Origin of the sequence: Jiella soli (assembly GCF_020615385.1) — a bacterium.
Classification (GTDB): domain Bacteria; phylum Pseudomonadota; class Alphaproteobacteria; order Rhizobiales; family Rhizobiaceae; genus VKMB-3413.
Genome location: NZ_JAJAVB010000038.1, coordinates 1 through 12757 on the forward strand (window position 1 = coordinate 1; position 12757 = coordinate 12757).

12 protein-coding genes and 4 pseudogenes are annotated in these 12757 nt (G+C 63.7%); 5 read left to right on the forward strand and 11 right to left on the reverse strand.

Annotated elements, in window-relative coordinates; all coding sequences use genetic code 11:
• Positions 1-116: 116 nt before the first annotated feature.
• A pseudogene (locus tag LH400_RS22690) lies at positions 117-380 on the reverse strand (integrase core domain-containing protein); the annotation flags it as partial.
• A gap of 246 nt (positions 381-626) precedes the next feature.
• A pseudogene (locus LH400_RS22695) lies at positions 627-1073 on the reverse strand (integrase arm-type DNA-binding domain-containing protein); the annotation flags it as partial.
• Positions 1074-1292: 219 nt separating this feature from the next.
• On the opposite strand from LH400_RS22695, the gene LH400_RS22700 reads away from it, so the two are divergent.
• Positions 1293-2732 (forward strand): DUF6880 family protein, encoded by a 1440-nt coding sequence (locus LH400_RS22700; protein WP_229155753.1) that lies wholly within the window; start codon positions 1293-1295, stop codon positions 2730-2732.
• A gap of 407 nt (positions 2733-3139) precedes the next feature.
• Here LH400_RS22700 and istB read toward each other — a convergent pair whose 3' ends face one another.
• The 5 genes and pseudogenes from istB to LH400_RS22720 all read right to left on the reverse strand — a co-directional run bounded on the left by istB (position 3140) and on the right by LH400_RS22720 (position 5694).
• Positions 3140-3922 carry an IS21-like element helper ATPase IstB gene (istB, locus tag LH400_RS22705; RefSeq protein ID WP_491014617.1) on the reverse strand — a complete coding sequence of 261 codons (783 nt, stop codon included), beginning with the start codon at positions 3920-3922 and terminating at the stop codon, positions 3140-3142.
• A gap of 2 nt (positions 3923-3924) precedes the next feature.
• Positions 3925-4887: pseudogene (istA, locus tag LH400_RS22710) on the reverse strand (IS21 family transposase); the annotation flags it as partial.
• A 59-nt stretch (positions 4888-4946) separates the two neighbouring features.
• Positions 4947-5066: pseudogene (locus LH400_RS26445) on the reverse strand (recombinase family protein); the annotation flags it as partial.
• A complete protein-coding gene (locus LH400_RS26115; protein ID WP_255618207.1) occupies positions 5054-5209 on the reverse strand; it encodes a recombinase family protein in 156 nt (51 codons plus the stop codon). The pseudogene LH400_RS26445 and the gene LH400_RS26115, both read right to left, overlap by 13 nt.
• Before the next feature lie 122 nt (positions 5210-5331).
• Positions 5332-5694 carry a TetR/AcrR family transcriptional regulator C-terminal domain-containing protein gene (locus tag LH400_RS22720; RefSeq protein ID WP_370638463.1) on the reverse strand — a complete coding sequence of 121 codons (363 nt, stop codon included), beginning with the start codon at positions 5692-5694 and terminating at the stop codon, positions 5332-5334.
• Positions 5695-5856: 162 nt separating this feature from the next.
• Here LH400_RS22720 and LH400_RS22725 point away from each other — a divergent pair, with 162 nt between their 5' ends.
• Together LH400_RS22725 and LH400_RS22730 are read left to right on the forward strand one after the other, a co-directional pair.
• Positions 5857-6309 carry an SDR family NAD(P)-dependent oxidoreductase gene (locus tag LH400_RS22725; RefSeq protein WP_255618208.1) on the forward strand — a complete coding sequence of 151 codons (453 nt, stop codon included), beginning with the start codon at positions 5857-5859 and terminating at the stop codon, positions 6307-6309.
• Between the two features lie 373 nt (positions 6310-6682).
• Entirely contained in the window at positions 6683-7165 is a 483-nt protein-coding gene (locus tag LH400_RS22730) for an SRPBCC family protein (RefSeq protein WP_370638462.1), read from the forward strand.
• 229 nt (positions 7166-7394) lie between these two features.
• Here LH400_RS22730 and LH400_RS22735 read toward each other — a convergent pair whose 3' ends face one another.
• Positions 7395-8294, reverse strand: coding sequence for a LysR family transcriptional regulator (locus tag LH400_RS22735; RefSeq protein WP_229155758.1), 900 nt, complete (start codon positions 8292-8294; stop codon positions 7395-7397).
• Positions 8295-8383: 89 nt separating this feature from the next.
• Between LH400_RS22735 and LH400_RS22740 the strand changes: the two genes are divergently transcribed.
• Complete coding sequence (locus tag LH400_RS22740) at positions 8384-9145, forward strand: SDR family NAD(P)-dependent oxidoreductase (protein ID WP_229155759.1); 762 nt, start codon at positions 8384-8386, stop codon at positions 9143-9145.
• A 55-nt stretch (positions 9146-9200) separates the two neighbouring features.
• On the forward strand, positions 9201-9494 hold the full coding sequence (locus LH400_RS22745) for an SDR family NAD(P)-dependent oxidoreductase (RefSeq protein ID WP_229155760.1): 294 nt from the start codon (positions 9201-9203) through the stop codon (positions 9492-9494).
• Positions 9495-9733: 239 nt separating this feature from the next.
• Here LH400_RS22745 and LH400_RS22750 read toward each other — a convergent pair whose 3' ends face one another.
• From LH400_RS22750 to LH400_RS22760, 3 genes are read right to left on the reverse strand one after another with little or no spacing between them, the layout of a single operon-like run.
• On the reverse strand, positions 9734-10861 hold the full coding sequence (locus LH400_RS22750; protein WP_229155761.1) for an MFS transporter: 1128 nt from the start codon (positions 10859-10861) through the stop codon (positions 9734-9736).
• Positions 10861-11760, reverse strand: a complete 900-nt coding sequence (locus LH400_RS22755; RefSeq protein WP_229155762.1) for an alpha/beta fold hydrolase — start codon at positions 11758-11760, stop codon at positions 10861-10863. The genes LH400_RS22750 and LH400_RS22755 overlap by 1 nt, the downstream gene beginning before the upstream one ends.
• Positions 11761-11777: 17 nt before the next feature.
• On the reverse strand, positions 11778-12332 hold the full coding sequence (locus tag LH400_RS22760) for a TetR/AcrR family transcriptional regulator (protein ID WP_229155763.1): 555 nt from the start codon (positions 12330-12332) through the stop codon (positions 11778-11780).
• Between the last annotated feature and the right edge of the window lie 425 nt (positions 12333-12757).

Sequence of the window (12757 nt, forward strand, 5' to 3'; positions counted from 1 at the left end):
CCGCATCCTCGCCTGGCTGAAGCTTTTTGTCGCCTTCCTCCAGATCGCGATCATCAGCCTATTCGGCGCCCGTGAAACCGCCGTCGCCGCTTAGCGAGTGACGTTGCCCCCAAGTTTTATCCAGCCGGGAGTTCGTTTCCGGCGTTTTTGTTGCCCTGATGGGCTTGGTATGCCGCGGGCTTCGGCGCGGAGCCATCCATCGAGTGCAGCGCCGGAGCCCGTCGCGGTCTGAAGGTCGCGGCGAACGCGGCCGGAGTGCGCCAGCCGATCCCGGAATGGGGGCGCGATGTGTTGTAGTCGGCCCGCCAGCACGCCAGCTTCTCCCGGGCGTGGGCAAGCGACGAGAACAGCGTCTCATTGAGCATTTCGTCGCGAAGGCGGGCGGCGAGGATGGCCGACGGCAATTCGATCCCCTCCGCCTCCATCTCGCGCAGCACCTCGCCGATCCGGCGCAGTTCCGCCGCACTTAGGAAGCGCTCGCGCTTCTCCTCGGGGTACTTCCGGATGTGCTTTCGCGGATTGGTGCCGTCTGGACGCAGCCCCCACATCTCGGCGAGGCTGAACATCTTCGAGACCACCTCGAGGCAGCGGTTCGCCTGATAGGGGATGTGGCGGAGGTCGTGATGGAATTTCGCCACGTCCGCGCGGGTGATGCCGGTGACCGTGAGCTGCCCGAGCGCGGGCAGGATGAAGCGGTCGAGGTTCCGGCGATACTCCTTGGCCGTGCTCGCCTTCACGCGGATCGCGATGTGCTCCTTGTCGAACCGCTCCGCCAGCTCCTTCACCGTGATCGCCTTGCGCCCAGCGTCGCGTTCGGCGGCGGGGTCCGCGCCGTTGCGCGCGGCGGCGACGATGGAGATGGCGCGGTTGCGGGCCTGCTCGCATGTAAGCACCGTGCTGGGCCCGAGGCTGATCCGCCGGGATCGGCGTCCTGCTCGATACTGGACCACGTAGCCCTTGCGCCCGCTCGGCAGCACGCGCAGCCCGAACCCGGGGATCTCGCTGTCCCAGACGAAGTATTCGGCGGAGCGGGCTTCTGCGGCGTCGACGAGGCGTTTGGTGATCTTGGGCATGGCACTCTTCGCTGGTTCTTTCGCCGTTCCGCAGTGCTGAAGCGCGGGCGACAGTCAACGAACACATTGAAATCGCGAAGAAAAAGGAAGTGGCTCGCGTTTCCGCGCAGGGCGTTTCGGCGCACTGGCGCGGGAAATTGACGAGCCGCGCGAATCAGAACGCAGGTTCCGCACCCCGTGGACCGCTGTTAGGCTCGGGGAAAAGAAACTGGCGATCCGATGGCTTCGAAGACCACCCTCAATGCGAAGAACCTCGAAGCGCTGGGCGCCGAGCGCCTGGCGCAATTGCTGATCGAGGTCAGCACGGGCAACGCCGCCGCCAAGCGCAAGCTGCGGCTCGCGCTGGCGGGCGCCCAGAGCCCGAGGGACGCCGCGCGGGAGATCACCAAGCGGCTGACAAGCATCGCCCGCGCCCGCAGCTTCATCACGTGGAAGAACCGCAAGCCGCTGGTGAAGGATCTTCAGACCCAGCGCAGCGCCATCATGGAACAGATCGCCCCGCATGATCCAGGTGAGGCGCTGGCGCTGTTGTGGCGGTTCATGGGACTGGCCACGCCCGTGTTCGAACGCTGCGATGACAGCAGCGGCACCGTCATTGACATCTTCCACCAGGCCTGCGCCGATCTGGGCGAGGTGGCCAAGGCGGCGGGTGCTACGCCCGAGGCGCTGGCGCGGCAGGTTCTCGACGCGCTGCAGGACAACGGGTTTGGCCAGTACGACGGGCTGATTGCCATCATCGCCCCGGCGCTGGGCCCCGAGGGCGTCGCGCATCTGAAGACACTGGTCGAGGAGCTTGGACGCACGCCCGTGCCGGTGCCGCCAAAGAGCGAATGGCAGGCCGTCGGCTGGGGCAGCGGCGGCACGCGCTATGCCCACGAGATGGGGGAACGCGCGCGGCAAAGCACGGTCGAAATGGCGCTGAAGGACATCGCAGACGTGCAGGGCGACGTCGATGGCTTCATCGCCCAGTACGACCCAAAGACCCGCAAGGTGCCGAAGATCGCGGCCGAGATCGCGCATCGCTTGCTGGCGGCGGGCAGGGCAGGGGACGCGCTTGGCTTCATCGAGCGGGCGGAGGTGAAAGATGCGCGCTGGATCCCGCCCGAGTGGCAGGACGCCCGCCTTGCCGTGCTCGAGGCGCTCGACCGGAAGGATGAGGCGCAAGCATTCCGCTGGGCGTGCTTCGAACGCGACCTGTTGGTTGAGCACCTGCGGGCATATCTGAAACGGCTGCCGGATTTCGAAGACATCGAGGCCGAGGAACGCGCGATGGCGCATGCCGTTGCCCATCCCGACCTGCTGGCTGCGTTGGCCTTCTTTCTGAACTGGCCATCGCTTGCCCATGCCGCGCGCCTGCTGATCGACAGGCAGGACGAGGTCGACGGCGATCACTACGAATTCCTGGCACCGGCGGCCGAGACATTGGCCGAGAAGCATCCGCTTGCAGCGACGGTGGCGTTGCGGGCGATGATCGATTTCACGCTGACCGAGGCGAGGCAGAAGCGTTATGGCTATGCTGCTCAGCACCTGGCCGCCTGTGCCGATCTCGCCGGACGGATCGAGGACTTCGGACCAGTCGAGCCGCACCACGCCTATGCCGCGCGCCTGAAGGCCGAACATGGCAAGAAGACCGGCTTCTGGTCGCGGATGGACGGATGATGGCCGTGCTACCGGAAAATCATTCCGCCACCCAATGGAAGCATGGTGGAAGCACGAGGGGAAAAACCGCTGCGCAATCCTGACAATCCGCGCGCAGGCCCCTCCGGTTGACCCGCCTCGCAACTGGCGGAAACCGCGCAACAACTCGCGATCCTACGCGTTTGTTCATGGTTCGATCGGTACGACTCATAACCTGAAGGTCAGAGGTTCAAATCCTCTCCCCGCAACCATCGATACCAACACTCCCGAGGAACCCCCTCCGGGAGTGTTTGTTTTTGAAGCCTTTCCGAGGGCTTCGTTCCGTCCACGCCAGGATCTGACCCAGTTCGCCGTGTCCAGCGACATCCGGAACTGGTCCCTTGGCGACACGAGGAACTGCCCCCCTGCGCCGATTGGGTTGATGCTGATTATGATGAGGTTTGCGCCGGAGCGGCCCTCTGCAGAAGGCCGCTCCGGCGCTTTTCGCGTAGCCTGTAGCTCTCTCCCCGGATGGTGATGACGTGGCTGTGGTGCAGCAGTCGGTCAAGGATTGCCGTGGCGACAACGGGATCCCCGAACACCGTGCCCCACTCGCCGATCGCCCTGTTCGAGGTGACGAGCATGGCGCCGCGCTCGTAGCGCCGGCTGACAAGCTGGAAGAACAGGTGCGCAGCGTCCGGTTCGAACGGTAGGTAGCCGAGTTCGTCGACGATCAGCAGCTTCGGCTTGGCGAAGTGGGTGAGCCGCTCCTCGAGCCTGTTCTCGGCGTGCGCCTTGGCCAGGCTCGCAACGAGCGTGGTGGCCTGGGCGAACAGGACGCCGTAGCCGGCGACGATGACCTCCCGGCCGATCGCCACGGCGAGGTGCGACTTGCCCACGCCGGGCGGGCCGAGAAGAAGAACCGCCTGGCCGTTGGCGACGAAGCGCCCGGTGGTGAGCTCGCGGATCTGCGCCTTGTCGACCGACGGCTGTGCGTCGAAGTCGAAGCCGGCGAGATCGCGCACGAAGGGGAACTTCGCCAGCCCCATTCCCATGTCGATGCGACGCTGGTCCTTGCGGGCGATCTCCCGTTCGCAGAACAGCGTCAGCGCCTCGCGTATCGTCAGCTCGTGCCGGCCGGCCTCGTCGAGAAGGCTGTCGAGGTGATCGCGGATGGCCGTCAGCTTCAGGCGGGTCAGCATCCGCTCGAGGTGCTCGTGCATGTCGGGCATCATCACCAACTCCCTCCGACCAGCGCCTCATACTCGGCCAGCGGGCGCAGGAGCTCGTTGGCCGGCGGAGTGTCGACGGCGGTGTCCTCTGGCTTGGGGATCCTGATCGGCTTGCCGTCGGCGCCGGCGACGCCGACGAAGTGGGCGGGATCGACGATCCGAGCCCGACGGACCTCGGAGACGGGATGAACGGCGACCTCTTGACCGCCATGGGCGATCCGGATCGTGCCGCCGGATACCGTCACCCGCACCCGTTCTCCGATCAGGCGCCAGGGGACCGAGTAGGCAGCACCGTCGACTTCGACGGCGCAGTCGGCACTAACCCGCCGCACGAGGTCCCGAGCAGCGAGGAACGGCGGGATCCCGTCGATCGGCTTCAGCCTCCCCGCCTCGTCGCGGGCGAAGCGCACCGCCGGGGCCTCGCCGGTCGTTCCGTGGATGCGGACGTCGGCCACGTCGCGCGTCCAGCGATCGAGATGCGCCTCGAGAGCGGCGAAGCTCGGGAAGGATCGGCCCGCAACGGCGTTGCGCTTCACGTAGCCGACGCCGCGCTCGTCCTTGCCCTTCGTGCGGGCGCGGTAGGGTGCGCAGGCGCGGATCCGGAAGCCCCAGTGCCTGGCGAAGGCGTGAAGCCGCGGATTGAGCACGACCTCCCGGCTCGCCGCGTCGTGCCGCAGGATCAGCGCACGGGCGTTGTCGAGCAGCACCTCCTCAGTAAGGCCGCCAAAGCTCCGGAAGGCACTCTCCATGCCTTCGAACCAGTGCTCCTGGCGCTCGTGCTCAAAGGCGCGCACGTGCAGTCGACGGGAGTAGCCGAGCGTCGCCACAAAGAACGAGATGCGGCGCTGCGTGCCGCCGATATCGACACGGCGCTCGCCGAAGTCGATCTGCATCTGCTCGCCCGGGCGCGTCTCGAAGCGCACCGTCGCACGCGCCTCCGCCCGACATGCAACTCGCTGATCTCGCCTTCCGACTGGGTGACGAGGGGGACGCCGGCGAACTTCAGATGTTTGTAGTAGGTGGCGACATCGGCGTGGTCGCGGCTGACCCGGTTCAGCGCTTCGGCTACCAGCATGTCGAACTTCCCTGCCTGGGCGTCCTGTAGGAGCCACTGGATTCCTGGCCGCAGGATCATGCTGGCCATGAGATTCCCGCATCCTTGTAGGTCCCGGCGATCTTCCACTTCTCCCGCTCTGCCTGTTCCCGGCAAATTCGGAACTGGTCCTCGATCGACGCTTCGCGCTGATTGTCGCAGGAGTAGCGGGCATAGAGCACGACTCTGGTCATCGGTTCGTCCTGCCAAGCTCCATCGTCGGTGTTGCGGGTAGCGACTCGCTACTTTTGTTCGGGACGGTTCAGCTGCGAGGATGGAGAGCTAGTCATTGCAACGCCTCGGAGCATGGCCAATATCAATCAGCGCTCACAGTAGTATCAATTCCGTTGAGCAACAGCATCAGGCCAAACTCGAACCGGCCGTCGAAATCGAAGAAGTGCTGTGTGATGACGCTTGTGTCGAGGTGGCGGTATTCGCCGTCGGACAACGCGCCTGATATCGCGGCGCGCGCCGGTGAAACGGCCTCTGCGGGGCCTTCGGGCAGTCCCTGCTGTTCCAGTGTCTCGCCGAGTACAAAGGACAGCAGGCTCGTCATCGTCCAGACTGCCTTGTCCGGGGAAAGTCCCACTTCTGTCCGTAGTCCCATTATGACCTCTGCCATACGCAATATGTTGCTTTTGGCGGTGTAGCTTCCGCCGATGATCCGCGCCTTCGCGATGCGTGAGGATCGTGCGTCTGAAGCGGCCTATGAGCTCGGCCAGGCCGCAGAGCGGAGCCTTGCCCGACAGCTCATCCAATTGCACCTCACCGATGATGGCCTCGGCGATTGCATCCATGAGATCGCCTTTGTCGGAGAAATGCCGATAAAAAACTCCGCGATCTGGGCGACGCCGAGGCCTCTGTCACCAGCAATATGCTTGGTCCCATCCGGCTGACCAATGCGCTGATCGAGCATCTGGGCCGCCAGAGCGATGCGGTGATCGTCAATGTCAGCTCGGGCCTCGCCTTCGTGCCGCTGGTGATCGCCCCGACCTACTCGGCGATCACGGCTGCCATTCACAACTACACGGAATCGCTCCGTGTGGTCCTGAAGGGCAGGATCGAGGTCATCGAACTGGTCCCGCCCGCGGTGCAGACGACCCTGACCCCCGGCCAGCAGGATAACGAGCGCTTTATGTCGCTCGACGCTTTCGCCGACCAGGTTATGACGCTCTTCCAGCAGACGCCCACACCGCGCGAGATCCTCGTGGAAGGCACCGGCTTCATGCGCAATGCCGAGGCCGAAGGCCACTTCGACGATACGCTGGCGGCGATCAACCCGTTCCTCAAATAGGCGCGAACGGCCGGGTCGCGATGCCCCGATCCGGCCATCCTCACCACCCGTCGCAGATCGGAGACCCGGCATCTTCACCTGCCCGAGAGGCGCAGCGCAAACCAGCATCGGACACAAGGGTAAGAGCAATGACCGTGATAACCCGCGACGAAAGCCGCACGGATCGGGTGGTGTTGGCGGCGACGCGGGCCGCACTGGCGATCTCGCCTGCGCCGGAGCCGAAACCGGAGAGCCGGCCGGCCTATGACGAGATCATGGCCCGGGTCCCAACCGCGGGCCCTGTCGAGACAAGCGAGTTTTCAACAATATTTCCCGGAGACATGTCATCTCGAGCCATGACTATAGCAGCGCAGCCGTGAGGCTGAACATAGCAGTGACACGAGAAGTATACGTGCCGCGCCCGATACTGGAGGTCTTCGACTTCGTTTCGGCAGAGGATGTGCTGGCGAAGATCCTTACGGGCTATGGAATGGTGCCTGGCGTCGCATCCACCTCCGACGTCTCGGGCCCGTGGGATCGTCCCGGTTCGCACCGGATCGTGCACTTGGCGGACGGCAGTACCTTGAGCGAAGGTCTGACTCATTATGATCGGCCGTCCTGCTTCGCGTACCGGGTGAGTGACCCGAGCTTCGCGCTAAAGCACCTCATGACCCAGGCGCGCGGAGAGTTCTGGTTCGAACCAGCGGATGGCGGCACGAAGGTGGAGTGGACCTACACGTTCCAGGCGAGGAATGGTCTTGTGGGGCTCCCGCTCCGGCTGTTCGTGAAGAGCCAATGGAAAGGCTACATGGACGTATGCGCAGCGAACATCGTCGCGTATTTCGCGAGCGCCCCGGCCGCCAACAGCGGGAGATGAACGGATGTTCGACACCGCGGTAGCCATTCTCGTCCCGGACCAGGTTCGGGGAAATGCCCCAGCTCGGCATCTTCCCGAACGAGGGCTCCATCATCCGCCTCATCGGCGTTGTCCTCCTCGAAGCCAACACGAATGGCAGACGCAGATCCGCTGGATGCGGACATTGGGCAAAGCCCCGCCGCGCCCTGTTGCCGACCTGTCCGATCGGGTAGCAGTTTCGGGAACCTTCTTACCAGCGGTGTTCCTGCGCATAATCGATGAATGCCTTGAGCGGTGCAGGCACATGCTCTCGCCCGTGATAGTACAGGAACGGTCCGCTAAAGCTCTGCCACCAAGGCTCCAGCACCGGTTGCAGTGCTCCGCTATCGAGCGCCGGCATCAACCACTCCTCAAAGAGCTGCACCACGCCGCATCCGTCGATCGCAGCGGAGACTGCGAGGTCCATTGCGTTTACGTCAACCACCAAAGCTCCGGTCGGTTCGATACGGACGCTTTCACCGTCACGCTCGAATTCCCACGGTGCGATTGCACCGCTGCCGGACTTGCCCGGCAGGCAAGCGTGGTCGAGAAGATCGTTAGGATGCCGTGGGTGGCCGTGCTGGGCGAGATAGGCGGGCGAGGCAGCGGTCGCGAAGCGCTGTCTCCTCGGCCCGATTGGCACCGCGACCATATTCTTGGTCAGCCGCTCGTCGTAGCGAATGCCGGCATCGCAGCCGGCAGCGAGGATATCCACGACGCCGTGCTCGACCACCACCTCAACGCGAACGTAGGGGAAGGCCGCCATAAAGCCTGGTAGAAGGCGCGGCAGCACGAGGCGTGCCGCGTTAACGGGCACGTTAAGGCGGATCGTGCCGTTAGGTGTTTCGCGATAGTCGTTGGCGCGCTCAAGCGCGGCCTCAACGTCGGCCATTGCGATCTGTAACCGCTCGAGCAGGTGGGCGCCCGCCTCGGTCGGGACGACGCTTCGCGTTGTCCGATTGAGAAGACGGAGCCCCAGTTGATCTTCGAGCCGTTTCACGGCCCCACTGAGACTGGACGCGCTGATGCCGGTCGCTTGAGCCGCATCGCGAAAGCCGCCCGCCGTCGCGACCGCGACGAAGGCGCGAGCAGCAGATAAGTCAGCGACCATTGTTCAAAAATTCGTACAACATGTAGTGTGATTAGCATCTTATTCATCGCAATTGAAGCGCTTATGTCTCTGCTCGAAGGAGATCCGTTATGACAAATCCAAAGCAAATCGCGATCGTAACCGGCGGCAGCCGTGGCCTGGGCCGCAGCACCGTGCTGAACCTGGCCCAGCGCGGCGTTCACAGCATCTTCACCTACAACTCAGCCGCCGACGACGCGGACAAGGTGGTCGCCGCTGTCGGAGAAGTCGGCGCGAAGGCCGTGGCGCTCAAGCTCGACACCGGCGAAGTTGGATCGTTCGATACATTCGTGGATCAGGTGCGAGAAACACTGACCACGCTCGGCGCGGACCGGTTCGATTACCTGGTCAACAATGCCGGAATTTCGAACCACACGGCGTTCGGCGATGTGACGCCCGAGGAGCTGGACAAGCTTTATGGCGTCAATTTCAAGGGCGTTTTCTTCCTCACCCAGAAGCTGCTGCCGCTCATCAAGGATGGTGGGAGCATCGTCAACGTTTCGTCGGGCGTCACTCGTTTCGTCAATCCGGACAGCGTCGCCTACGCGGTGTTCAAGGGCGCTGTGGAAGTCTTTACGCGATACCTCGCGCATGACGTGGGCAAGCGCAATATTAACGTGAACTCAGTGGCTCCGGGCGCTATCCAGACCGATTTCAGCGGCGGCGTCGTTCGCGACAATCCAGCGGTCAATAAGATGGTGTCCGAGATGACGGCACTGGGCCGCCCCGGCCTTCCGGACGATATCGGCCGGATGATCGCGTCACTGCTTTCCGGGGGGAATCACTGGATTAATGCGCAGCGTATCGAGGTATCCGGCGGCATGAAGCTTTAGTTGAAAACAAACGCGTACCCACCGCTCGACAAAGCGGTGGGCCGGAGGAGTTTGCGTGACCGATCTTACGGACAAGGTGGCACTGGTCACTGGCTCGGCCCGCGGGCTTGGGCGAGCAATCGCCGAGCGTTATGCTGCGCTTGGTGCAGCTATAGTGGTCAACTATGCTGGGAGTGAGCAGGCAGCCGGCGAACTGGTCAGCCGCATTGAAGGCCGGGGCGGAAGAGCTATCGCCGTCCGCGCTGACGTATCAAAGGTCGCGGAGATCGACCAGCTGTTTGACGTCGCCAGGCAAAGCTTCGACCGTCTCGACATCGTCGTCGCCAATGCGGGCATTGAACGCGTCTGACGTAGCGCGACCGGGTTCGCCGAGACGGATTTCGACAGGCTGTTCGGCGTCAACACCACCGCCCATTCCTGATCGGTCAGTTCATGGCGACGCATGACGCTCTCCTTTCAAGGAGAGTGAATCAGATCATGCCGCTCAAATGAACCCGTTTATGGGGACGCCCTCTAATGAAGCGGACCATCGCGACGCCAGCCGTCACCACGCCGAGCATGCAGGTCATCTGCCAGCCCCAATTTGCATTATGCCAGGCTGGCGATGGCCGAGCCGATGGCGCCTGCAGCGAAATAGGCGGCCATGAACACGCCATTGAGGCGGGCCCGGTTCGATGCGGGCATGCTGAACACGTCGCGCTGCCCGAACACGGCGTGACCGGTGACCCCCGCCCCGATGAGCAGGGAAGCGACGGCAAGCAGCCACACGCCGCCTTGCCCGGGCATTCCCAGGATCGCCGCGGCGAATCCCGTTCCAACGAGAGCAATCGAGGCTGCGGAACCGATTGAGGCATGGCCCCGGTCGGCCAGGCGCCCGGCTACCGGAGCGGCCAGTACGCTAGCGATTCCGGTGAGGGCGTACACGGCAATGCCGCTCTGCGAGAACTGGAATCGATCCAGCAGGACGAGCGGAACGGCGGTCCAGAACAGCCCGAACCCGAAGAACAGGTTGCAATGGATCACCGTCCGCCATTGTACGATCGGGCTTTCCCGATAGAGCTTGGGCAGACCTGCAAGTAGGCCACGATATGTCTCGCAAGAGCGTGGTTGCCGCTTCGGGAGAGCGCTTTGCAGACCGAGCGCGATGGCTGCGGTCAGGAAGGCCGCGACACCCAGCACGACGCGCCACGAGGTGAGCTCCGCCAGCGCGCTCGCTACGGGGCGCGACACCATGATGCCGAACATCAACCCGGACGTCACTGCTCCGATGACCCGCCCTCGTTCCAGTTCGGAGGCAAGATGGGCCGCGTAGACGACTATGAGCTGCACCCCGACAGAACCGAGCCCGATGACGAAAGTGGCGAGCAGTAGAACGGATGCTTGAGGCGCTAAGGCAGCCGAAGCCAGAGCAACGACCGACAGAGCGAGGACCATCGCGACGAGCCGCCGGTTCTCCACCAGGTCTGCAAGCGGCACGATCAGAACGAGGCCCATGCCGTAGCCGATCTGGGTCATGCTGGCGACCAGTCCGGCGGCGCTATCGGAAAGCCCGACAGATTGGGCAACAGCCGCCACGAGGGGCTGCAGATAGTAGATGTTGGCAGCGATGATTGCGCATGCGAGTGCCAGCAGCAGGGTCGGCACGGCACCCGCTCGCTCGCGGCTCGGGGTGTCGCGGCGTTCTGCCATGCTGGATGACAAAGCAGCCTTTTCCATCACTGCCGTCCGAAGAAGTCGTCGAACAATCGGGCGAGAGCTTCAGGTTGTTCCTCGGGAATGAAGTGGCCGCTCCGGGCGATGGTTTCGCCACGAATGTCAGCCGCAAAAGGCCGCAGTGGACTGGCCATGTCGGGGATCGAGCCTTGGTCTGCGCTGACTGCCAGGACCGGCATGGCGAGCTTGGCATCACTTATCAGCGCGCGATTCTGCTCGGCCGACAGAGCAACCGAACGATAGAAGGCAAGTCCCGCTCGCAGCGCCCCCGGTTGGCTGAAGATACGGACGTATTCATCGAGATCGACCTCGCCGAAGCTTAGCGGGTTGGCCGCTTTGCGGCGCAGGAACCAGTCCAGATAAACGCGCTCGCGGCCGGAGATAAGCGCTTCGGGAAGATCGGGGACGGCATGGAACGCGAAATGCCACGTCTTCCATGCCTTATCGGACGTCGCCGGCAGCATGTCGGGCAGCGTGACCCCAGGGATGCCGGCGTCGAGAAGGGCAAGCCGGCTGACCTCCTCCGGGAACATCAACGCATAGGGCAAGCCGACCCAGGCGCCGATATCGTGGGCGGCAAGGCCGTAGCGGGAGAGGCCAAGGCGCCCAAGCAAAGCATGGATGCGCCGTGCAACCGTTCCCGTGTCGTAGCCGTCCGACGGCTTGTCGGAGTCGCCCTGCCCGGGAAGATCAAGGGCAATGAGCCGGAAGCGTTCTGCCAGGATGGGCATCACCTTCCGCCACGCGTACCAGCTTTGGGGATAGCCGGCCAGCAGCACCAGAGGCTCCGCGCCTTCCTGGCCCGCCGTGACATAGTGCAGACGCACGCCGTCGATTGTCTCGAATTCATGGTTGAAGGAGGCCGCATCGACAGGCGGCTGGACATGGGCATGTAAGGTCATGACGTTTCCTGGGATGTTCAATCGAGTATCTTGAGGGCCGTGGCTATCAAGGCATCATGATCGGCCGGATCATGCAGCTTTCCGACGGCCCTGAGCCCTTGCAGAAGGCCGAGGAGAATGTCGGCGCAGGGCTCGACCACCAGATCGCTGCGGATCGACCCGTCTTCTTGCCCCTCGCGAAGCATGGCGATCAGCGCTGACCGGTTGTTCGCCAAGGCTTTCCCGAGCGCATCATGCAGCGCGCCGTCCAAGGTCGTCGCCTCGATCAGCCCGGCCAGAACGAGACAGCCTTGCCGCCCTTCCGGGCCGGAAGCGGAGTCCAGATAAAACCGCAGGGTTTCTGCAATGCGCTCGCGCCCGGTGCGCGATCCGCGCAGCCGCTCGGCAAGCTGCTGCTGCCGATCCTCCACATAGTATGTGAAGGCAGCTGCGAAGACGCCCTTCTTGTCCTTGAACGCCTTGTAGAGGCTTCCCGCCGTGAGACCGGTCGCCTCCTTGAGGAGGTCGATGGATGCGCCGTCGTATCCATGCTCGCGGAAGACGGGCACGGCACTGGCCAGAACCGCTTCCATTTTGAAAGTGCGAGGTCGTCCCATCGGTGGGCTGCGAGTCGGAGAAAGTTTGCTCATGCCGCATATAGGAAATGATCGTTTCCTATGTCAAGCGCAACGGCACCGTCGCCGGGCCGACCCGACACGCCGACCGGCGCCGATGCCGTGGCCATCTGCTTGGATGTTCTCGGCCGCCCGATCGGCTAAGGGCACTGTTCGGCATCGGGTGACAGCCTGACCTACGACAATTCAGCTCGCAGGGCGGCCGTTGGGTCGACCGCTCTGCGAGCTTTGCGGGCTCGTTCAGACGATCCGGCAGCGATGACGCCCGCCCCGGCCAACAAACGCCGCGAGCCTTGCGGACACGAACATGTCTACTGTTCCATTGGTAAGAGACCGTTTGAGAATGGGTTTTGCCTGGATCTGATTTATGATTCACACTCCGG

Bases quoted from the DNA above. Each gene is read 5' to 3' on its own strand.
- istB (WP_491014617.1), bottom strand. From the start codon at position 3,922: ATGCCCGACATGCACGAGCACCTCGAGCGGATGCTGACCCGCCTGAAG.
- LH400_RS22740 (WP_229155759.1), top strand. From the start codon at position 8,384: ATGACAAATCCAAAGCAAATCGCGATCGTAACCGGCGGCAGCCGTGGC.
- LH400_RS22755 (WP_229155762.1), bottom strand. From the start codon at position 11,760: ATGACCTTACATGCCCATGTCCAGCCGCCTGTCGATGCGGCCTCCTTC.
- LH400_RS22700 (WP_229155753.1), top strand. From the start codon at position 1,293: ATGGCTTCGAAGACCACCCTCAATGCGAAGAACCTCGAAGCGCTGGGC.
- LH400_RS22735 (WP_229155758.1), bottom strand. From the start codon at position 8,294: ATGGTCGCTGACTTATCTGCTGCTCGCGCCTTCGTCGCGGTCGCGACG.
- LH400_RS26115 (WP_255618207.1), bottom strand. From the start codon at position 5,209: ATGACCAGAGTCGTGCTCTATGCCCGCTACTCCTGCGACAATCAGCGC.
- LH400_RS22750 (WP_229155761.1), bottom strand. From the start codon at position 10,861: ATGGAAAAGGCTGCTTTGTCATCCAGCATGGCAGAACGCCGCGACACC.
- LH400_RS22760 (WP_229155763.1), bottom strand. From the start codon at position 12,332: ATGGAAGCGGTTCTGGCCAGTGCCGTGCCCGTCTTCCGCGAGCATGGA.